We start from the raw sequence: 21,872 nt of genomic DNA on the forward strand, positions 1-21,872 counted from the left end.
TATATAAAATCTCGCTGCAAGCTCCCAACAATGAAGTCACAGGGCGCTGCTAAGAACGAAGCAAACAATGCTGCACAGGCAACTCCAGTAGCTGCAAAAGTAGTTGTTCCAGTAGAAGAAACAGCTGTCCCAGCGAAGGTTGAGATTGATTTCTCTAACGTAGAAGTAGAACCATTATTCGAAGATATGGTTGACTTCGAAACATTCAGCAAATCAGATTTCCGTGCTGTTAAGGTAAAAGAATGTGAAGCAGTTCCAAAATCTAAGAAGCTTCTGAAATTCCTTCTTGACGATGGTTCAGGCGTAGATCGTGTGATTTTAAGCGGTATTCATGATTACTACGAACCAGAAGAGTTAGTAGGAAAGACATTACTTGCAATCACAAACCTTCCACCACGTAAGATGATGGGAATTGATTCTTGTGGTATGATCATCTCCGCTACACACCTTGTAGAAGGAAGAGAAGGACTCAATGTTTTGATTCTTGATGATAAGATTCCAGCAGGAGCAAAACTGTATTAAGAGAAGAGTTTAAGCAGAAAAGTAGTAAGTAAAAATGCTAAAAAAGTAAGCCTTTAAGCCAAACTTAAGCCAATTGATGTATGGAAATATGCATTATATTTAAGAAAACAGAAAAGGTGATATTTTATTATGTAGATGAGAGAGAATGTTTGAGGACATTCTCTCTTGTTTTATAGCGGCTTGATATATTGCGACACTTTTCGAAGAATAATACAGATATTTCCTTATATATAGGTGTAAGAAAACGAGGAGTTTCCCAAAAAAGGGATATTAAGAAATAACCTATGTTTACCTGCTTGCAAAAATATAATATTCCAATTAGGGAGAGATACTACGAGATTATCATAGTATCTCTTTTTGATGCAAAACCCTATTACACATAAAATATTGATTAAAGCTATTGTATAGAGCATTAAATTATTTTAATTTGTTTGAATGGAATATTCGATACTCTGTTGGTAAAACATCATAATATTCCTTAAAAGCTTTAGAAAATTTACTTTGGCTTTCATACCCTACTTCTTTCGCAATTTCCTTTATACTTTTTGTTGTCTTCATTAGCAAATGAGTTGCCATTTTCATTCGGTGTTCTTTTATATGTGAGGCAATAGAAGTACCGTATACAGCTTTAAAGACGGACTTTAATGTAGTAGGATTGATAAGATATTTGCGTGCTGTTTCATCTATTGTTATCCGTTGGCTTATGTTATCTAAAAGGTATTTGTGTATATTGCGAACAATTTCAATTTGTTCAGATTGATATTCAGACAATCGTTTTTCTGTATCGAACGATAATTTACTTAGATACAGTAAGAGTTCTATCACTTTTATTTGCCAATACGCAAGTTGAAATTCTTTTGGCTGATGATAGAATGATGAAAAGATAGCGTCTGTTTCTTCATTGCCAATAAAAGCTGAAAAATTTCCATCTTTACAAAATTTATCAAGTATACTATTTCCTGTAATCCCAGTATTTTTTAATAATTCGGGCGGTTCTTCAGAAAGGGTATTTAAGTCAATATAAATGCTAATCCCCTCATAGTATTCATTAGGTAAAGTTATTGTAGAGTTAGAGCAATATTCCATTGTATGTAATGAAAAATCATGTTCACCTAAGTAAACGCTATTTCCATTAGACATTTTCCACCCAATTCTTCCCTTATGACAGTAATTGATTTCTAAAATATTTCTTAATGGCTCATGCGTATCAGTATGTTTGTTGCCAGTTAATGACATAAAAGCAAGCTTTATACCTTCGTATAAATCATAACTAACTATAGGATATTTATGAGAAAGTTCTTGAATACATTTTTCTAATGATGTGATTTTTTTGCTCATAATAATATTTACTCCTTGTGTTCAGGGCAGGTAATCATCAAAATCCTTTCAATCATTTTATGCAATAATACACTCTGCTCTGTATTTGCTGATTTATAGTAAACTTCTTTTCCTACACGTCTGCTAGATACTAAATCTTTGTTTCGTAACTCTCTAAGATGATGGGATATGGCAGGACTTGTCATTTTCATCATTGCAGATAGATTTAGAACACATTCCTCACAATGACATAAAAGCCAAAATAAACGAACACGTGTAGGGTCACTTAATTGTTTAAATAATTCTGAAACTATTTGAAAGTGTTGAATATCATTAAGCTGTTCTAATAACTCAGTATTATCTATTTCGTTATGATGATTATGTGGTAATTTCATATAAGACATATACGATCTTCCTTTCATTTTGCTCTGTTTAGAAATGTGTTTCGCCCATTTAGTAGGTAATCACATATCTCTGTTGACTTTAGGTTATAAGAGAATTATACTGCAGTCATAACAGTTAAACAAGTACTTAATTGTTGAATGGAAATAACAATTATGAAAGGAGATATTATAATGAAAAAAACTTACAAAATCGAAGTTGACTGTGCAAACTGTGCAAATCTTATGGAGGATGCAGCAAAAAAGACAGCTGGAGTAGCAAATGCAACTGTAAACTTTATGACACAAAAAATGATTGTAGAGTTCGAAGATGGAACAGAACCAAAAGCAGTTATGAATGATGTTTTAAAGGCTTGCAAAAAGGTAGAGCCAGATTGTGAGATTGAACTTTAGAAAAACGCACCCCTAAATATAAAAGGGGTGCAAATTTAAAACAAATATATGAATGATTAAACATATATAAAATAAATAGGAGGAATGGACTGTGAATAAAAAGCAGAAAAAAATGTTGACAAGAATTATTATTGCGGCAGTTATGATTATTGCTTTGAATTTGATACAGATAACAGGAATTGCGCAACTATTACTTTACTTGGCAACATATTTAATAATCGGCTATGATATTTTAAAGAAAGCAGGCAAAGGAATTATAAACCGACAAGTTTTTGATGAAAACTTTTTAATGGCGGTGGCAACAGTGGGAGCTTTTGCGCTAGCAATTTACTCAGGAAGTGGGGATTACAATGAAGCAATCGCTGTTATGTTGTTTTATCAAATTGGAGAATTATTTCAAAGTTATGCAGTTGGAAAAAGCCGAAAAAATATTAGCGCGTTGATGGATATTCGTCCAGATTATGCAAATATAGAAATTAATGGGAAATTAGAAAAAGTAGATCCTGATGAAGTTGGTGTTGATAGTACAATTGTTGTGCAGCCAGGAGAAAAAGTTCCATTAGATGGTATTGTAATAGAGGGTTCGTCAAGCCTTAATACAAGTGCATTAACAGGTGAGAGTTTACCTCGTGATGTAAAACAGGGGGATGAAATCATCAGTGGCTGTATCAATATGACTGGTGTTTTAAAAATTCAAACAACAAAAGAGTTTGGTGAATCAACAGTTTCAAAAATTTTAGAGCTTGTGGAAAATTCAAGTTCAAGAAAATCCAAATCAGAAAACTTTATCTCTAAATTTGCAAAGGTATATACTCCTGCAGTATGTTATGGAGCATTGGCATTGGCGTTATTACCACCGTTGGTGCAAATGTTGTTTTTAGGCCAAACAGCACAATGGGGAGTATGGATTTACAGAGCTCTGACTTTCCTTGTAATTAGCTGTCCATGTGCATTGGTTATCAGTATCCCACTTAGTTTCTTTGCTGGTATCGGTGGTGCTAGTAAAGAAGGTGTGTTGATTAAAGGTTCTAATTATATGGAAACTTTGTCAAAAGCAAAGTATGTCGTGTTTGATAAAACAGGAACTTTGACACAAGGTGTATTTGAAGTAAGTGCTGTTCATCACAATAAACTGGAAGAAAAGAAACTTTTGGAATATGCTGCTTTGGCAGAATGTGCATCTTCTCACCCAATCAGCAAAAGTTTGCAAAAAGCTTACGGGAAGGAAATAGACCGTAGCAGAGTTTCTGATATAAAGGAAATCAGTGGACATGGAATTATCGCAAAAGTAGACGGCAATGAGGTGGCTGCTGGAAATAGCAAGCTTATGAAAAAAATAGGTGTAGAGTATCATGATTGTCATAGAGTTGGAACAATCATTCACATGGCAATTAACGGAAAATATGCGGGACATATTGTAATTTCTGATATATTAAAACCTCATTCAAAAGAAGTGATTGCGGAATTGAAAAAAGCTGGGGTAGAAAAAACAGTAATGCTTACAGGAGACGCAAAACGCGTGGCAGACCAAGTGGCACAATCACTTGGGATTGATGAAGTATATAGCGAATTACTTCCAGCAGATAAAGTGTCAAAAGTAGAAGAATTACTTTCCACAAAAGCAGAGAAAGATAAACTAGCCTTTGTTGGAGATGGAATTAATGATGCACCTGTATTGACTCGTGCTGATATTGGAATTGCAATGGGTGCAATGGGTTCTGATGCGGCAATTGAAGCTGCAGATGTAGTCCTTATGGATGATGATCCACTAAAAATTTCTAAAGCAATCAAGATTTCGAGAAAATGTCTTAGAATTGTATATCAGAATATTATTTTTGCATTGGTTATCAAATTTGCATGTCTTGGATTAGGTGCAATAGGTATTGCGAATATGTGGTTTGCTATTTTCGCAGATGTTGGTGTCATGATTATTGCAATATTAAATGCTATTAGAGCATTAAAAGTGCATAATTTATAATTTAGATGAAAATGCAAAAACTTATTATAGAAGATTGCTTGCAATTGGTGGAATTTTTCAAGACGCTGGGAGATTCTACAAGACTAAGGATAGTGCTTGAATTAAAGACAAAAAGATGTGTTGGAGAATTAGCGGAAGAATTAGAGATGTCTCAGTCAGCAGTCTCCCACCAATTAAATATATTAAAAGCTAATGGTATAGTAAAAAGTCAAAGACAAGGAAAATACATTTATTATATAGTGCAAGATGAATATGTACAAAATGCTATTGAAAGATGCAAAATGCTGTTTGATAAGGAGTATTGTTTGTAATATTTAAGATTAAACAAGATGGATATAAGAAATGAATAGAAAGATGGAGTGATCCAGACATGGCGGTGGGAAAATCTCTTAGATTTTTTCACCGTTTTTAGTGGCTGACTTACTTTGGTAGTTAAGCGAGCTTGCGAGAGAACATCAAGCTCTCGTTATCTAACGAGGGGGAAAAATAAGAGACAATAGATATTATTAATTGAAAAACGATGTATTTACAAGGCAAAATCGCTTTTGACAGGGTGTTAGTTGAGAGGAACTCATTTAACACATAAAAATTAAACAAGACATAGGAAAGACAGTTGATTTCAAATAAGAAACTGATTGCCTTATTTGTGGAAATGTAAGTATTGGCAATTATTCAAACTCTATAATTTGATTATTAAGAATTCTTTGCCTAAATTCCGGTACTCGATTGGCGGATTTGGAAACGCAATAACAAACTGATAAAAAGAATGGGAGTTTTCTCGCTTTAATCGTTTTCAATAGTTCTGTAATGTCAACATTTACTGTTAGCCCAACATATGGATATGCCAGACTGTTAAAGTATTCAAAATGGTTTTTTCTTTTGTAATTTTCCATATCTAAATATTTGTAATTCATTTTTACCCTACTCTCTTTTCAATCGTACGTTATCTAATGTGCTATTTCAATTCTATCATAATTCCGGAAGTGTGAAAATAGAGAAATTAATCTATGTTTAAATAGATAAGATACTTCCGACGGTACAAAAAGAACTGGCAGAAAGACGAGAAAGTTTAAATACAGCCTGGAACAGTTAATGAATAGAGGGAGATTTTGACAAGGGAAGAAAAGAATTTATTCTGCCCTTATCATCACCTGCGTAATGTAGTCATCTTTAGAGGAAATAACAAAATCATTTAACCCAAGTTCAAAAGCATAGCCTTTTAAAGTCAGGCGGTTTTCTTTGGCAAAAGCAATCATTTTTTCATACAGATGAGGAAGATTGTCCCAACTCCCTTTCAAATATCCGCAGAGATACCGTCCTTTTGGCTTTAGCAGAGTGTCTTCTGCAGAAACGTTTTGCGGAGCGGGAGTAAATAATCCGTCATAATATGCAAATTCTTTTCTGCGAATCTTTTCTAAACTAATATAACTTCCTATTCCCATTCTGCACTGCTCAATACCCCATACGTTTTTTATATAAGAAAAAATGTGAGATAAGTCATTTTCGGAAAAAGAAAATGGGGTTACATAAAAATACTCTTCTTCACATTCGACCAAACGTATTTCCTCATTAGAAATGTTTTCGCAGAGTTCTATAAAGTGCTTTTTCTGTTGCAGAATTTCTTTGGTTTTTTGGAGATGTGAAATTTGTTTTTCTACTTCCCCGATTTTTTGTTCGGCCATTTTGATGAAGTCAGCGGGATTTGGGTTTTGTACATATGTCTTAATTTCATTTATACTCATATTTAATTCTTTTAGCATACGAATATATTCAAAATCAATACTTTGACGGGAGTTATAATAGCGGTATTGATTTTCCGATTTTTCCCAAGGAGAAAATAAATCAATTTCATCATAATAATGGAGAGTGCGTTTATTGACTTCGTGTAGTTTGGCGAATTGGGATGTAGTAAGAAATGTTGCGTTTTCTTTCATATAATTACTCCTAATTTAATATTGCTATAGTTTATTATACATGATTTATGATATAATGGACTACAGTAAAATAAATATAAAGAGGGAGTAAGTATGGACGCAAAAGAAAAACGAAAATTACACAGACAAAAAATGAAAGAAGAAGGAAAATATCATAATCAAAATAAGAAACCTAAAAAGAAAAATTCTATTTTCAGCACAATTGTTTTAATCATTGCTATTTGTGTGTTTTGTTTCTCGGCTTTTCAACTGTATCAGATTTTTTCTTCTTATAAAAAAGGAAATGATGAATACGATAAAATCAAAAATTTGGCAATTACTGTAGAGAAAACAGAGAAAGGCGAAGAGAAGTTTAAAGTTGATTTTAACAAATTGTGGGACATCAATCCGGATACAATCGGATGGATTCGTTTTGAAGAACCGTCAAGAATTAATTATCCGGTCGTACACAGTCATAATAATAAAGAGTATTTGACAAAACTTTTTGGTACAGGAAAAAACACATACGGTACTTTGTTTGTGGACAAAGATAACTCCGGAGATTTTCAGGATAAAAACACGATTATTTACGGACATCGTATGAAGAGCGGTTCTATGTTCGGACAGTTGGAAAAATATATGGAAGAATCATTTTATAAAGAACATCCGTATTTCTATATTTATACTCCTGACGGAAAAGAATCAAAATATCAGGTGATTTCGGCAGCGGTTGTAAAAGATACATCGAGAACATATACGAAAACTTTTCAAAATGATGAAGAATTTATGGATTACATAGATTATGTACGTTCTATTTCAAATTATCAGACGGATGCTGAAGTAACGAAAGATTCTCATATCGTCAGTTTGTCTACTTGTACAATCGACAGTAATGAGGATAGATTTGTGTTACAGGCAGTAAAAATCAGTGAGAGATAGGAGGAAATATATTGGAAAAATTGGAATATGAGGTGGGCGATGTAGTCAGATTAAAGAAAAAGCATCCTTGCGGAAGTTTTGAGTGGGAGATACTTCGTGTAGGTGCGGACTTTCGTTTAAAATGTACGGGCTGCGGTCACCAAATTATGATAGCACGAAAAATTGTGGAGAAAAACACGAGAGAATTGAAAAAAGGCTTGAAATAAATTTTTAAATATGGTAGTATATGAAATTGTGATATATTATATAAAATCCTTGTTCTCGCAGACGAGGACCAAAAGACCATAAGGAGGTAAAGACATGAACAAATATGAATTAGCTGTTGTTGTCAGCGCAAAAATCGAAGATGACGCTAGAACAGAAACAATCGAAAAAGTAAAAGAAGTGATTGCTCGTTTCGGTGGTAACGTGACAGACGTTGATGAATGGGGTAAGAGAAGATTGGCTTACGAAATTCAGAAAATGAAAGAAGGATTTTACTACTTCATTCATTTTGAATCTGATTCAACTGTTCCGGCAGAAGTAGAAAGCAGACTTCGTATCATGGAAAACGTAATCAGATTTTTGTGCATCAGACAGGACGCATAGAAAGAAGAAAGAGGCAATCGTATGAATAAAGTAATTTTAATGGGACGTTTAACAAGAGATCCTGAAGTCAGATACTCGCAAGGTGCGAACGCAACTGCAGTTGCCAGATATTCGTTGGCAGTTGACCGTCGTTTTAAGCGTGACGGAGAACCGACAGCAGATTTTATTAACTGCGTTTCCTTTGGAAAAACAGCAGAATTTGCTGAGAAATATTTCCGTCAAGGATTAAAAGTAGTTGTAACGGGACGTATTCAGACAGGAAGTTACACGAATAAAGACGGAGTAAAAGTATATACAACAGACGTAGTTGTAGAAGAACAGGAATTTGCGGAAAGTAAAGCGGCAAGTGAGAACAGTGGTTATCAGGCGAGTCCTATGCCGTCACCAAGTGCAGACATTGGAGATGGATTCATGAATATTCCTGATGGAATTGATGAAGAATTACCATTCAGTTAAAGAACGATTTATTAACGTAGATATACATTACAGGGTAATGAGAAGAAATTAGGAGGTAAATAAAATGGCTTACGATAAAGGTAACAAAGCAGATTCTCCAATGAAGAGAAGAGGCGGACGCAGAAGAAAAAAAGTTTGTGTATTCTGTGGTAAAGAAAACAACGAAATCGACTACAAAGATGTAGCAAAATTAAGAAAATACATCTCTGAAAGAGGAAAAATTCTTCCTAGAAGAATCACAGGAAACTGTGCAAAACACCAGAGAGCGCTTACAGTGGCAATTAAGAGAGCAAGACATTTAGCATTAATGCCATACGTTCAGGACTAATTAAAGTATAGAGAGTTATGATAGAGAAATCTGTCATAGCTCTTTTTTAGAATTTAAAAAGACTCATCTTACCTTTTCCATAAAAGTATTGTAGAAAGGGTATAGAAAAAGAAGGGAGAGGAAGTATAATGAAAAAAGCAGTATTGATTTGGGAAATGCCTCTGATACCGGGAACGCCGAGTAATCCTATATCACATATTCTGTATCACAAAACGGCAGAAAGATATGCGGAGAGATTTACACAGTTCTGTAAAGAAAATAGTTTGGATTGGTGTATAATTTTAGATGAAACGCATGGAGATGTGGAGAAGTTACTCCAGAATGAAATAGATATGCTGGTTTTTGCACCGGGAAGAAGAAGCCGTTCTTTTGCATATAATAAGGAATTGAAGGAAACCTCTGTTCCTATTTATATGCTTACTGAAGAGGAATATCAGAATGGAAGGTTTGAGAAATGGTTAAATATTTAAAAAAGCGGAAACGAAAATACATTTTCGTGCAAAGTATAGATGAAAATATAAAGTTAAAAAAACTTTTTCATAAAAATGATAGTTTTTCTGTTCAAAAGCAGGAAACTATTGTATAATATAGCAAGGTATGACAACCTAACTTTAGGAGAGGAGAAAGAAAATGAACAAGTTTACAAAAGGAACAGCACGTTTTGGAGCAACTTTGCTCACAGCGGTGTTGACAATGTCTTGTTTCTCACCATTAGCTACAGCGAATGCAAGCATAGATGTGAGAACACAATCCCAGACGCAGATGAGTTCGGACAAAGAAGTTGTATATGTGAATACAGTGAACAATGCAACAGAACGTACACAGAACTTTGATGCAAACTGGAAATTTTATTTAGGTGATGCAGGAAGCGCACAGACAAGTAACTTTGATGACTCTAAGTGGAGAAATATTTCTTTACCACATGATTACAGTATCGAGCAGGAATATTCAAAGCAAATGGAAGCAGAGAGTGGATACCTTCCGGGAGGAACTGGTTGGTACCGTAAACACTTCACTGTAGGCAATGAATTAAAAGGTAAAGAAATCCGCCTTGACTTTGACGGTGTTTATATGAATTCAACTGTTTATATTAACGGTGAAGAATTAGGAACACACCCATACGGATACACACCATTCTCATTCGATTTGACAGACCACATCAAATTCGGTGAAGAAAATGTTATTGCAGTTAAGGTTGACCATAAAACACCTTCGAGCCGTTGGTATTCAGGAAGCGGTATTTACAGAAGCGTGAACTTAACAGTGACAGACGCTGTAAATGTTGCTTTAAACGGAACAAAGGTAGAAACACCTGAACTTGCAACAAATAAGACAACAGTAAAAACAACAGTAAAAACAACAGTGGAAAATGACGGAAAAGAAGCGAAAGACGTTGTTTTAACACACAAAGTTTTTGAAAAAGGTAAGCCATCTGCTGTTATTGGAGAAACAACAACACAAAAAACTACAGTTCAGCCGAATAACAAAGCAGATATTAATGCTGAATTTACTGTAAGCAACCCCAAATTATGGGACATTGAAAATCCAAATCTTTACACTGTACGCACAGAAGTAAAAGTGGGAGATAAAGTTGTTGATACATACGACACAGAATATGGTTTCCGTTACACAGAATTTAATAAGGATAGAGGATATTACTTAAATGGAAAACCTGTAAAATTAAAAGGTGTTTGTATGCACCATGACCAAGGCGCTTTAGGTGCAGTGGCAAACCGTCGTGCAATTGAACGTCAGGTTGAAATCTTACAGGAAATGGGATGTAACTCTATCCGTGTGACACACAATCCGGCTGCACAGCATTTAATTGATGTTTGTAATGAAAAAGGTATTTTAGTTGTGGAAGAAATCTTCGACGGATGGCACCATGCTAAAAACGGAAATACGGAAGACTTTGCAAAATACTTTAATAAGCAGATCGGTAAAACAGAACTTATTGGTGCAACATCTACTATGACATGGGCTGAGTTTTCTTTAAAAGCTACTTTAAAGAGAGATCAGAACGCACCATCTGTTATTATGTGGTCTTTAGGAAATGAGATTCAGGAAGGCGCTGGATATAGTGATTATGATGAAAAAGTACCTGATTTAATTAAATGGGCGCAGGATGTAGATACAACGAAAGAATTAACTATCGGAAGTAATCAAGTAAAAAATGAGCCGACTAATAGTGGGGATACAGAACATTCTAAAGTTGCTGATAAAATTACTGCAGCTGGCGGAAGTTCAGGAACAAACTATACTAAAGGAAATGGTTACAATGATTTAAGAAGGAAACATCCTGACTGGAAGATCTATGGTTCCGAAACTGCATCTTCTATTAACAGCCGTGGCGTATACCATACAAAAGGACAAGACAACAATACACAGGAATTAACTTCTTATGATAAATCAGCAGTTAGTTGGGGTGCATTGGCAAACGATGCTTGGTACGATGTAGTTACCCGTGACTTTGTTGCCGGAGAGTATGTGTGGACAGGATTTGATTATATCGGTGAACCGACTCCATGGAACGGTACAGATGCAGGGGCAAAAGGTAAATGGCCTTCACCAAAGAACTCATTCTTCGGTATTATTGATACAGCCGGAATGCCAAAAGACTCTTACTACTTATATCAGAGCCAGTGGAATGATAAAGTAAATACACTTCATGTATTACCTACATGGAATAGAGAAGAAATTCAATTAGACAATGGTAATGCGGAAGTAGTTGTTTACTCGGATGCTCCAAAGGTTGAATTATGGTTAACTCCAAAGGGAAGCACGGAAGCAAAAAAAGTTGGGGAAGAACAGACAATAACAAAGAAAACAACATCTGTTGGGCATAGTTATTATGAAAATGGAGATACAAAGAAACTTTATCGTACATGGAATGTAAAATACGAAGAAGGTACATTGGAAGCAAGAGCATTCGATGAAAAAGGAAATCGTATTACAGATACAAAGGGACGTGCTTCTGTAACAACAGCAGACAAAGAAGCAAAATTACAGGTAAAAGCAGACCGCAGTGAAATTAAAGCAAACGGAACTGATTTATCTTACTTACAGATTGATGTAGTAGATGCAAAAGGCAATATCGTTCCAAATGCAGACGATAAAGTAAAAGTTGAAGTAACAGGTGACGGAACTTTAGTTGGTTTGGACAACGGCTGGCAGACAGACCATGACTCTTACAAAGGAACAGAACGTAGAGTTTACAACGGTTCAGGAATTGCTATCGTACAGTCAACAAAGAATGCGGGAACAATCAATGTAAAAGTTTCGGCAGAAGGACTTGGAGAACAAACAGTTACTTTAAAAACAACAGCAGATACAACAGGCGGACAACAGCAGGTTGTTGTAGATAGTTTCTTTATGGAAAAGAATTACTATGTAAAAGTCGGAAATCAACCAAGTTTACCGGAAACAATCGAAGTGAGATATTCTGACGGAAAGAAAGAACAGAAAGCAGTTAAATGGGATACAATCACAGATGAACAGGTAAATAAAACAGGTGCATTTACAGTGAACGGAACTGTAGACGGCAAACATAAAGTATCTGTTAGAGTGAATATGATTGACGAAGTAGGCGGATTATTAAATTATTCTACAGCAGTACCTGTAGGAACTAAACCTGCATTACCGGAATCAAGAACAGCATATTTAAGTAACGGTGAAGTGATGGATGTTGCATTCCCTGTTAAATGGGAAGACAAAGACGCTTCTGTATATAATCAAGTTGGAACGGTTACCGTAAACGGAACAGCAAACGTATTAGGTAAAGAGGTAACAGTAACTGCAACAGTGCGTGTGGCTAATAAAGATGTTGCAATCGGAGACAGTGTTTCAGGACAGGCAAGTATTTTGAAACAGGATATTCCTGAAAATATGCAGTCAGATACTTTATCAGCGATCAAAGATGGCAAAATAGAAAAAGATGCTAACCTTGACGGCGGAAAAAATGAAAGTGTGTGGACAAACTTTAAAAACTCAAATGACGGAAATGATAATAAAGCTGAAATTACATTTGGATATGATACACAGCAGGTTATCGGAGAAATTGTAATTCATTTCTTTAAAGATAGTTACAGTGCAAGATTCCCAGATGCAAATACAACCAAAATTTCTGTTTCTGAAACAGAAAATGGTCCATGGATACCTGTAGAAACAACAGAGCAAATCGGCACAGAGAAAAATGATATTAAACCATACACATACAAATTAAATGCGCCGGTTTCAGCAACATTTGTGAAATTTGAAATAACAAATAAAGACGAGCAGTTAGAGGGACGTAAACCATGTACAGGTATTACAGAAATTGAATTAAAGAAAGCAACCACTTCCTTTAAGACAAATACGACTGCTGCATTAAGCAAATTAACAGTAAACGGTGTTGAGTTGACAAAACAACAACTTGCATCAGGAAAATATACAACATCTGCAATCTTAGCAGAAGTGAAAGCAGAAGCAAAAGATAACGCAGCCGTAACAGTTCTTCCAAAGAATACAGACAATCAGATTAAAATTATCATGGAATCAGAAGACCACAAAACAACAAATACATTTACAATCTTCTTAAATGATAAAGACCCTGATGTATATTATCCAAACGAAGACATTACACCATCAGCGCCGTTCTCATTACCAAGTCCGGATGCTCATGAAGGTGATGTTAGATATGTCTTGGATGGAGATGTAGATACGCACTGGCATACAAACTGGCGTAATGGTGCTACAGCAAGTGATATTAAGAATCGTGAAATTACATTAACATTAAAAGAAGCAACTACAATCGATGCAATGAATTATCATCCTCGTGTATATGGTGGTGGAAATGGTCGTGTGACAAAATATAAAGTTTTATATAGTGTGGACGGCACAACATTTAAAGACACAGACGTATGTGCAGAAGGAACAATTTCAAAAGATAAAGCAGACTGGACATTACTTACATTTACAAAACCGGTAAAAGCAAAAGCATTCAAATTAATCGGTGTTGAAACATATTCTGACCAAGCAAATGGTATGAATAAACATATGGCAGTTGCTGAGTTACGTTTAAGAATGCACAGAGAAACAACAGATATTTCTGATGCGGCAAACAAAGTAACAATCGACCCTATTGCAAAACAGAAAGTGGATGTTGTAGATGAAAAACATCCTGTAGAACCACAGGTAACTGTAAAACAGAATGGAAAAGCCTTAACATACGGTATTGATTACAAAGTAAGTTACGCAGATAATACAAAAGAAGGTACTGCAAAAGCAATTGTAACAGGTATTGGAAAATACTCAGGAACATTGGAAACTACTTTTGCAATCGAAAAGAACCCTGTAGTTTTAACAAGCATTGCAGTAAAAACATCACCAAAAACAGATTACCATGTAGGTGATACATTCAATCCGGAAGGATTAGTATTAAGTGTATTCTATAGTGACAATACATCATCAGAAGTTGCTTACACAGCAGAAACAAAAGATAAATTTACATTTGCACCTTCTTTGGAAACAGCCTTAAAAGAAACTGACGAAGTTGTAACAGTAACTTATGAAGGTAAAACAACAGAAGTTAAAGTAAATGTAACAGAAAAACAGGAATCTGCTGTAAGAAAAGCATTAGAAGAAAGAGTAAAATTTGCTCAGACAATTACTTCAAACGGATACACAGCAGATAGTTACAGTGCATTTAAAGCAGTATTAAAAGCAGCGGAAGAAACATTAGCAAATGAAAATGCTACAGACGCTCAGTTGCAGTCAGCATTAGATAACTTAAATGCCGGAATTAACGGATTAAAAGAGGAATCGGTAAAACCAAATCCTAATCCAAATCCAAATCCGGATGAAAATGGCGACCGCGATGAACTTCGTGCAAAATTGCAGAAATTCTATGATGAATGCTTAGCATACTATAAAGAAGGAAACTATTCTAAAGACAACTGGAAAGTTTACGAAGATGCAATGGCACAGGCTAAAGCAGTGCTGGATAACGAAAATGCAACAGAAAAAGAATTGAAAGATGCACTTTCAGACTTAATTAATGCAACAAAACGCTTAAATGATGAAGGAAAGGCTGAAGGACAAAATCCTCCAACACCACCGACAAGCATTGAAACAGGCGACCAGGCACCAATCACAATGATTGTTGTGTTAATGGTAGTTGCAGTTGTAGCAATCGTTGGTATCGTTGTTTACAAAAGAAAAAAGAGATAAGTTGTAAAAACTAGATAGAAAAATCCCGTTTCAGAAATGGAACGGGATTTTTTTTGAACAGTATTTGAAAAACATATAATCCTATGTTATAATCAGAACGTTATTTTCGCAAAAAGGAGGGAAGGGAAAAAGTAACTTATTAATTCAAATTTTAAAGACAACAAAAGGAGAAAAGCAAAATGAAATTTATGAAAAAATTACTTGCGGTAACACTTGCTTTCGGTATTGTTTTAAGCGGAGCAAGTCTTACTACTGGCGAGGCAGCAACAGTTAAGGCAGCAGAAGAACAGAACTTGAAAAGTGTTTTCTCAATCGATGCGGGAAGAAAATACTTTAGTGTAGACCAGTTAAAAACAATTATTAATAAAGCATACCAGAACGGTTACACAGACGTTCAAATTTTATTGGGAAATGATGCTCTTCGTTTTTATTTAGACGATATGTCATTAGAAGTAAATGGAACATCATATGCCAGCGATGCGGTGAAAAATGCTCTTACAGAAGGAAATAATGAGTATTACAAAGACCCTAATGGAAACGCACTTACACAGGCTGAAATGGATGAAGTTCTTGCATATGCAGAATACAGAGGATTAAATGTCATTCCGGTTATCAACAGCCCTGGACATATGGACTCTATCTTAACAGCAATGGAAAAATTAGGAATTGAAAATCCACAGTTTGACGGTTCTATCCGTACAGTAGATTTGAATAATGACAAAGCGATTGCATTTACAAAAGCATTAATCGGAAAATATGCAAAATATTTTGGCAATAAAGGCTGTGAAATTTTCAACTTAGGTTGTGATGAATATGCAAACGACAAAAACACAGGTGGCTGGGCAAACTTACAGAAAACAGGTTTGTATAGAAAATTTGTAACTTATGTAAATGATTTATCTGCTATGGTAAAAAAAGAAGGAATGAAACCAATGTGTTTCAATGACGGTGTTTACTACAAAAGTACAGAGGAATTTGGAACATTTGATAAGGACCTTATTATTTCATACTGGACTTCAGGATGGTGGGGATATGATGTAGCAAAACCAATTTATTTTGCAAATAAGGGTCACAAAATTTTAAATACAAATGATGGTTGGTACTGGGTAATTGGAAACTATGATAAAGCAGAGCATGGAAACGGATATATCTATGACAATGCGGTTAAAAATATCAAAGAAAAAGACTTTACTTCAGTAACTGGTGCAAAACCGGGAGAAAATATTGCAATCATCGGAAGTATGCAGGCTGTATGGTGTGATTATCCGGAAGAAGTTTACGAAGAAGATAAAGTTCTTGGACTTATGGATTTATTTTCTACAACACATGGAAAATATTTAGTTCGTCCAGCAGATTATACAAAAGTAGATGAAGCAATCGCTAAAATTCCTTCTGATTTAAGTGTATATACAGAAGAAACAGTAAATGCTCTTAACACAGCAAAAGATGCTGTTGTAAGAAATAAAAGAGTGACAGAACAGGAAGTTGTTGACGGATATGCAGATGCAATCTATGCAGCAATCGATGCTTTAGTTTACAAAACAGCAGATTATACAAAAGTAGATGAAGCAATCGCTAAAGCAGAAGCGTTAAATAAAGCGGATTACAAAGATTTCTCAGCAGTAGAGAAAGCAATCAAAGCAGTAAAACGTGATTTAGACATTACAAAACAAGCAGAAGTAGACGCTATGGCAAAAGCCATTGAAGATGCTATCGCAGCATTAGAGAAAAAAGCACCTACTACAAGCGGAACAACAAATGGGACAACAAACGGTGGAAATACAACAGATGGTACATCTGATACAATTAAAACAGGTGACACAACAAACATGACATTATGGTTCATGATGTTAGTTGTATCTGCAGGTTTAGCAGGAATGTTCTACGCAAGAAAACGCAAAGAAAATAGATAAATATTGAAAGGATGTAGTAAAAAATAACCAAATACTACGTCCTTTTTTTGTGTATTTTATCATATATCATATAGCGGTGATGTTTGATATAATCCATAGATAGTGAAAAGTTATGTAAAATAGAAAGAGAAAGGGAAAAGTATATGAAAAAGAAACAAGTAGTAAGTGGATTGCTATCAGCTGCCATGATTATGAATGTAGCATTGGTTGATATGGGACCTGTACAGGCAGCTACACAGATGAATTTAGCACGTGGTTGCTCAGTTGTGGCAAGTAATGTGGAAGATGCTAATCATGGGGCGGAAAAAGCCGTTGATGGGAAAATGGATACATGGTGGGGGACAGCAAAAGATAAACATTTAAATGAAAATATAGAGGTGACTCTGAAAAAACCTACAAAGGTAAAGCAAGTTAAGGTGTTTTTTGAGAGAACAGACTCAGAATCTAATATCAAAAAATTTAAGGTTGAGTTAAAAAAAGCGGATGGGACATATCAAGTTATAAAAGAAGATGTTGATGATGCAAAAGCAAAGCAAGAAATAACCATTGATATAGAGCAACCAGTAGAAACAACAAAAGTAAAAGTAACTGTAATGGAAGCAGACGGGGGAAAAAACAACTGGAAAAATATTGGCGTTAGGGAAATTGAAGTATATGGCGAAGAAAGTGATATTGAAGCGACAGAAAATAAAAACCATATGAAAACGGCTACAATAACAGTATCTTCACAGGAAACAAATGATTTGGGACCTGATAAACTTAAAGACGGAAAATTAGGAAAACCGAACCGCTGGGCAAGTGCAGCACATACATATCAGAATCAGTGGGTTAAAGCAGAACTTGCAAAACCGACAATGGTTAAAGAAGTAAAGTTTAACTTATTTGAACGAGATGTAAATCCAATGCCTTCTAATATTAAAGCATTTGATTTGAAATATACGGATTTAAATGATAAAGAACATACAGTAAGAATTAATAATACAAAAGAAAATAATAAAAAGGGATATACAACAGAACTTAAACATATCTTCACAGAGCCTGTTTGTATTAAAAAAATGGAACTCTCAGGATTTGATGTAGAAGTTGCTATTACGGGTGATAACGGTTACAACAACATTAGTATAGAAGAAATTGAATTATATTCAAATCAACAGACACAGCCTCCTACAGAAAACACATTAGACAGTGTTATTGCAGGATTAAAAGGCGGAACAGTTGAAAAAGATGCGACAAAGTTTACATTACCGACAGTACCAGAAGGATTTACAATTAAAATCAACGGTGCGGACTTTGAACAGATTATTGCAAAAGACGGTAAAGTACAGCATCCATTGACAGATAAGTTAGTGAAAGTTTCTTTTGAAGTTGCAGACAGCAAAGAAAATAAAAAAGTTACAGGTGATTATGATTACACTGTAAAAGGACTTCATGAAACTGTAGAAGGAAAGAACGCAAAACCGGTTGTAATTCCGGAAATCCAAGAATGGTATTCTAATTCAGACAAAAAAGTAAGCACAGATAAATTAACAAAAGTTGTTTACAACGATGAAAAGTTAAAACCGATTGTAGAAGAGTTTGTAAAAGACTACAAAGATTTCTCCGGAAAAACATTGACAGTTTCTAAAGGGGAAGGACAAGCAAACGCATTTAACTTTACGCTCAAAGCACCTGATGAACTTCTTGGAGAAGAAGGCTATAAAATGGACATCAAAGAAGACCGCATCAATGTGGATTCTGTAAGTGTCACAGGAAATATGTACGGTATGCAGACTGTTTTACAGATGTACAAAGAGAATAGCAAAGAATACAAAGTAGGACAGATGCGTGACTATCCTCGTTTCCAGACTCGTGGTTTGTTGCTTGACGTGGCTAGAAAACCGATTTCTTTAGAGATGATGAAAGAAATCACAAGAACAATGCGTTACTATAAAATGAATGACTTCCAAGCACATTTATCAGATAACTATATTTTCTTAGAAAATTATGGTAAACATGATAAGGAAAATGAAGCGTTTAAGGCGTATGAAGCATTCCGTTTGGAATCAAGTTTAACAAATGATAAAGGAGAATCTCCTACAGCAAAAGATTACTCTATTTCTAAGAAAGAATTTAGAGAATTTATTCAGGAAGAACGTGCGCTGGGAATGAAAGTCGTTCCGGAGATTGACGTACCTGCTCATGCTACATCCTTTACAAAAGTTTGGCCTGAATTAATGGTAAAAAATCAAGTTTCTTCATTGAATGCTAAGCGTCCGTTAATTGACCATTTTGATTTAACAAATCCAAAAGCGGTAGCTAAGATTGAAGAAATTTTCGATGATTATACAAAAGGGGAAAATCCGACATTTGATAAAGATACAACAGTACATATCGGTGCAGACGAATTTTTATACAACTATAAATCTTACCGTGACTTTGTAAACAAATTAGTTCCTCATGTGAAAGAAACGAATCCGGTTCGTATGTGGGGTGGTTTGACATGGATTAAAGACAATCCTGTAACACCGATTAAACCGGAAGCAATTGAAAATGTCGAAATGAACTTGTGGTCTAGTGATTGGGCAGACGGAATTGAAATGTATGACATGGGATATAAATTAATTAATACAATTGATAACTATGGTTATATGGTTCCGGACGGAAGTAAGACTAGAAAAGATGCTTACGGTGACTTACTAAATGTAAACAGAGTTTTTGACAGTTTTGAAGCGAGCAAAGTAAAAACAAAACGTAACGGTTATCAGTCTGTTCCTTCAGGGGATGACCAGATGTTAGGAGCGGCATTTGCAATTTGGAGTGATAACATTGATAAGAATGCTTCAGGTTTGACAGAGTCAGATTTATACTGGAGATTCTTTGACGCTTTACCATTCTATGCAGAAAAAACATGGGCAGCAACAGGTAAAGAAAAGGGAACTGCCGATAAATTAGCAAAACTTGCTCAGGATAAAGGAACAGGTCCTAATACAAATCCATATTATCAGGAAGATAAAAAAGGCGATAATTATGCAGAGTATAAATTTGAAGGAAATTTAAATGACTCTTCTGAAAACAAACGTAACCTTGAAAATGGTAAAAATGCGGAAGTAAAAGACGGAGCACTACATTTGAAAGATAAAGAAAGTTATGTAACATCTCCTATTGAACAGTTGGGAAATGGAAATGCACTTTCATTTGACATCAAATTAGATAAACCTTCAAAACCGGGCGATATTATTTTTGAAGAAACAGCGCCATACGGAACACATGATATTCGTGTGATGAACAATGGAAAACTTGGATTTACAAGAGAATTATATGATTACTACTTTGACTATGAACTTCCTGTTGGAAAACAGGTGAACATTCAGATTGTCGTTCGCCAGCAGAGTGCGAAATTGTATGTGGACGGACAATTTGTCAGCGATGCAAAAGGTAGATTCTTCCATAATAATATGGTAAAGAAAGATAATATTTCTCATGCAACATTTGCACTTCCATTGGAAAGAATCGGTTCAAAATCTGATTCAATTGAAGCAGAAATTGACAATGTTGTTGTGACAACAGCGCCGGAAGTAAAAGATGAGTACAACAAATCAGCATGGACAGGTAAGACAAACTCAGAAACATTAAATGGTGGCGATAAAGAAGGAGAAATCACAAAGGCATTTGATAAAAAAGCAAATACACACTGGCACTCAAACTGGAATGGTGCTACAGATAAAGTAGAAAACATTGACGGTAAAAAAGGAAACTTAAATGAAATCTGGGCAGAAATTGATTTCCATAAAGGTTACACAATCAATCAATTCTCATTCACACCGAGAACAGATACAAACAGCGGTTATGTAACAAGAGCGTCATTATATGTGAAAAATTCTGCTAATGGCGAATGGAAAGAAGTTGCCAAAGACCAGAAATTTGCAAATAATGGTTCAAAGAAAACATTTACATTCGATGAACAGGAAGTATTTGGAGTAAAATTTGTAGCAACACAGTCAAGTGATGGTTGGGTAACTGTATCAGAATTTGATATGGCAAATGCACCACAGAAAACATACACTGTGTTTGTACAGGCAGAAGAAGGCGGTAGAGTAGAAGGCGGCAAAGATGTTGCGGCAGGAGAAAATGTAACGGTAAAAGCAACTGCAAATGAAGGATACAGATTTGCAGGCTGGTACAATTCTTTAGGAACAAAAGTTTCTGATGTGGCAGAGTATACATTCAAAGTAACAGGAAACACTGCTTTAACAGCAAAATTTGAAAAAACAGATGCGCCTGTTGACCCTGTAGAAAAATATACAGTAACAGTACAGTCGGCAGACGAAACAATGGGAACAGTTTCCGGCGGCGGAGAATTTAACAAAGGCGAAAAGGCAACTGTAACAGCAGAAGCAAAAGAAGGATATAAATTTGTAAACTGGACAGTAAACGGAGTGGAAGTAAGCACAGATGCAGCGTACACATTTGAAGTAAAAGAAAAAGTGGACTTAACTGCAAACTTTAAAAAGGTAGAAGAACAAAAACCGGAAAAACCTTCAAAAGATGCTTTGCATGATGCTTTGGCAGCAGCAGGAAAACTGAATGAAAAGGATTATACAGCGGACAGTTGGAAAGTATTTGCGGATGCATTAAAAGACGCACAGAAAGTATATGATAATGAAAATGCAACAGAAAAAGAAATTGCAGATGCATTAAAGGCGTTAAAAGATGCACAGGATAAACTTGTAAAGGCGGATACAGAAAAACCGGAAAATCCACAGAATCCACAAAACCCACAAAATCCGGAAACACCTGATAATAAACCAAATCAGAAACCGAATACAAAACCAAATAAACCTGTGAAAACAGGAGATGAAGCGCCAATTCTTCCGTTGACAGCAACAATTGCGGGACTTGGAGCAGCAATAGCACTTCTGTTTAAGAAGAGAAGATAGT

16 protein-coding genes and 1 pseudogene are annotated in these 21,872 nt (G+C 35.2%); 13 read left to right on the plus strand and 4 right to left on the minus strand.

Annotated elements, in window-relative coordinates; all coding sequences use genetic code 11:
• Nucleotides 1-24 precede the first annotated feature (24 nt).
• Nucleotides 25-522: pseudogene (locus ACYPXO_RS01020) on the plus strand (lysine--tRNA ligase); the annotation flags it as partial.
• A 417-nt stretch (nucleotides 523-939) separates the two neighbouring features.
• On the opposite strand, the gene ACYPXO_RS01025 reads toward ACYPXO_RS01020, so the two are convergent.
• Both ACYPXO_RS01025 and ACYPXO_RS01030 read right to left on the minus strand, forming a co-directional pair.
• Nucleotides 940-1,860, minus strand: coding sequence for a helix-turn-helix transcriptional regulator (locus tag ACYPXO_RS01025; RefSeq protein ID WP_101879990.1), 921 nt, complete (start codon nucleotides 1,858-1,860; stop codon nucleotides 940-942).
• Between the two features lie 8 nt (nucleotides 1,861-1,868).
• The gene (locus ACYPXO_RS01030) at nucleotides 1,869-2,243 is read right to left on the minus strand and encodes an ArsR/SmtB family transcription factor (protein WP_173815003.1); all 375 of its coding nucleotides are present in this window, start codon (nucleotides 2,241-2,243) and stop codon (nucleotides 1,869-1,871) included.
• Between the two features lie 171 nt (nucleotides 2,244-2,414).
• On the opposite strand from ACYPXO_RS01030, the gene ACYPXO_RS01035 reads away from it, so the two are divergent.
• The 3 genes from ACYPXO_RS01035 to ACYPXO_RS01045 all read left to right on the plus strand — a co-directional run bounded on the left by ACYPXO_RS01035 (nucleotide 2,415) and on the right by ACYPXO_RS01045 (nucleotide 4,922).
• Nucleotides 2,415-2,633 carry a cation transporter gene (locus tag ACYPXO_RS01035; protein WP_101695140.1) on the plus strand — a complete coding sequence of 73 codons (219 nt, stop codon included), beginning with the start codon at nucleotides 2,415-2,417 and terminating at the stop codon, nucleotides 2,631-2,633.
• A 91-nt stretch (nucleotides 2,634-2,724) separates the two neighbouring features.
• A complete protein-coding gene (locus ACYPXO_RS01040) occupies nucleotides 2,725-4,611 on the plus strand; it encodes a heavy metal translocating P-type ATPase (protein WP_459638876.1) in 1,887 nt (628 codons plus the stop codon).
• Between the two features lie 11 nt (nucleotides 4,612-4,622).
• Nucleotides 4,623-4,922: an ArsR/SmtB family transcription factor gene (locus ACYPXO_RS01045; protein ID WP_418755958.1), complete on the plus strand. Its 300-nt coding sequence runs from the start codon at nucleotides 4,623-4,625 to the stop codon at nucleotides 4,920-4,922.
• 357 nt (nucleotides 4,923-5,279) lie between these two features.
• On the opposite strand, the gene ACYPXO_RS01050 is transcribed toward ACYPXO_RS01045, so the two are convergent.
• A complete protein-coding gene (locus ACYPXO_RS01050) occupies nucleotides 5,280-5,525 on the minus strand; it encodes a CatA-like O-acetyltransferase (RefSeq protein WP_459638877.1) in 246 nt (81 codons plus the stop codon).
• Nucleotides 5,526-5,741: 216 nt separating this feature from the next.
• On the minus strand, nucleotides 5,742-6,545 hold the full coding sequence (locus ACYPXO_RS01055; protein ID WP_459638878.1) for a MerR family transcriptional regulator: 804 nt from the start codon (nucleotides 6,543-6,545) through the stop codon (nucleotides 5,742-5,744).
• A gap of 93 nt (nucleotides 6,546-6,638) precedes the next feature.
• On the opposite strand from ACYPXO_RS01055, the gene srtB reads away from it, so the two are divergent.
• The 9 genes from srtB (at nucleotide 6,639) to ACYPXO_RS01100 (ending at nucleotide 21,871) form a co-directional block, all read left to right on the plus strand.
• Nucleotides 6,639-7,463, plus strand: coding sequence for a class B sortase (srtB, locus tag ACYPXO_RS01060; RefSeq protein WP_459638879.1), 825 nt, complete (start codon nucleotides 6,639-6,641; stop codon nucleotides 7,461-7,463).
• An 8-nt stretch (nucleotides 7,464-7,471) separates the two neighbouring features.
• Nucleotides 7,472-7,669 (plus strand): DUF951 domain-containing protein, encoded by a 198-nt coding sequence (locus tag ACYPXO_RS01065; protein WP_459638916.1) that lies wholly within the window; start codon nucleotides 7,472-7,474, stop codon nucleotides 7,667-7,669.
• A gap of 94 nt (nucleotides 7,670-7,763) precedes the next feature.
• Complete coding sequence (gene rpsF, locus ACYPXO_RS01070) at nucleotides 7,764-8,051, plus strand: 30S ribosomal protein S6 (RefSeq protein WP_459638880.1); 288 nt, start codon at nucleotides 7,764-7,766, stop codon at nucleotides 8,049-8,051.
• 21 nt (nucleotides 8,052-8,072) lie between these two features.
• Entirely contained in the window at nucleotides 8,073-8,507 is a 435-nt protein-coding gene (locus ACYPXO_RS01075; RefSeq protein WP_459638881.1) for a single-stranded DNA-binding protein, read from the plus strand.
• A gap of 64 nt (nucleotides 8,508-8,571) precedes the next feature.
• Nucleotides 8,572-8,835 (plus strand): 30S ribosomal protein S18, encoded by a 264-nt coding sequence (rpsR, locus tag ACYPXO_RS01080; RefSeq protein WP_009461627.1) that lies wholly within the window; start codon nucleotides 8,572-8,574, stop codon nucleotides 8,833-8,835.
• 128 nt (nucleotides 8,836-8,963) lie between these two features.
• The gene (locus ACYPXO_RS01085; protein WP_459638882.1) at nucleotides 8,964-9,305 is read left to right on the plus strand and encodes a hypothetical protein; all 342 of its coding nucleotides are present in this window, start codon (nucleotides 8,964-8,966) and stop codon (nucleotides 9,303-9,305) included.
• Nucleotides 9,306-9,465: 160 nt separating this feature from the next.
• Nucleotides 9,466-15,042, plus strand: a complete 5,577-nt coding sequence (locus ACYPXO_RS01090; RefSeq protein WP_459638883.1) for a sugar-binding domain-containing protein — start codon at nucleotides 9,466-9,468, stop codon at nucleotides 15,040-15,042.
• Between the two features lie 179 nt (nucleotides 15,043-15,221).
• Nucleotides 15,222-16,955 carry a family 20 glycosylhydrolase gene (locus tag ACYPXO_RS01095; protein ID WP_459638884.1) on the plus strand — a complete coding sequence of 578 codons (1,734 nt, stop codon included), beginning with the start codon at nucleotides 15,222-15,224 and terminating at the stop codon, nucleotides 16,953-16,955.
• A gap of 143 nt (nucleotides 16,956-17,098) precedes the next feature.
• Complete coding sequence (locus ACYPXO_RS01100) at nucleotides 17,099-21,871, plus strand: discoidin domain-containing protein (protein WP_459638885.1); 4,773 nt, start codon at nucleotides 17,099-17,101, stop codon at nucleotides 21,869-21,871.
• Nucleotide 21,872 lies beyond the last annotated feature (1 nt).

This window comes from Faecalimonas canis, from assembly GCF_054601575.1.

What these genes read in the sequence shown, in the direction of transcription:
- ACYPXO_RS01025 (WP_101879990.1), bottom strand. Translation starts at nt 1,860, where the DNA reads ATGAGCAAAAAAATCACATCATTAGAAAAATGTATTCAAGAACTTTCT.
- ACYPXO_RS01030 (WP_173815003.1), bottom strand. Translation starts at nt 2,243, where the DNA reads ATGTCTTATATGAAATTACCACATAATCATCATAACGAAATAGATAAT.
- ACYPXO_RS01035 (WP_101695140.1), top strand. Translation starts at nt 2,415, where the DNA reads ATGAAAAAAACTTACAAAATCGAAGTTGACTGTGCAAACTGTGCAAAT.
- ACYPXO_RS01045 (WP_418755958.1), top strand. Translation starts at nt 4,623, where the DNA reads ATGCAAAAACTTATTATAGAAGATTGCTTGCAATTGGTGGAATTTTTC.
- ACYPXO_RS01050 (WP_459638877.1), bottom strand. Translation starts at nt 5,525, where the DNA reads ATGAATTACAAATATTTAGATATGGAAAATTACAAAAGAAAAAACCAT.
- ACYPXO_RS01055 (WP_459638878.1), bottom strand. Translation starts at nt 6,545, where the DNA reads ATGAAAGAAAACGCAACATTTCTTACTACATCCCAATTCGCCAAACTA.
- srtB (WP_459638879.1), top strand. Translation starts at nt 6,639, where the DNA reads ATGGACGCAAAAGAAAAACGAAAATTACACAGACAAAAAATGAAAGAA.
- rpsF (WP_459638880.1), top strand. Translation starts at nt 7,764, where the DNA reads ATGAACAAATATGAATTAGCTGTTGTTGTCAGCGCAAAAATCGAAGAT.
- ACYPXO_RS01075 (WP_459638881.1), top strand. Translation starts at nt 8,073, where the DNA reads ATGAATAAAGTAATTTTAATGGGACGTTTAACAAGAGATCCTGAAGTC.
- rpsR (WP_009461627.1), top strand. Translation starts at nt 8,572, where the DNA reads ATGGCTTACGATAAAGGTAACAAAGCAGATTCTCCAATGAAGAGAAGA.
- ACYPXO_RS01085 (WP_459638882.1), top strand. Translation starts at nt 8,964, where the DNA reads ATGAAAAAAGCAGTATTGATTTGGGAAATGCCTCTGATACCGGGAACG.
- ACYPXO_RS01090 (WP_459638883.1), top strand. Translation starts at nt 9,466, where the DNA reads ATGAACAAGTTTACAAAAGGAACAGCACGTTTTGGAGCAACTTTGCTC.
- ACYPXO_RS01095 (WP_459638884.1), top strand. Translation starts at nt 15,222, where the DNA reads ATGAAATTTATGAAAAAATTACTTGCGGTAACACTTGCTTTCGGTATT.
- ACYPXO_RS01100 (WP_459638885.1), top strand. Translation starts at nt 17,099, where the DNA reads ATGAAAAAGAAACAAGTAGTAAGTGGATTGCTATCAGCTGCCATGATT.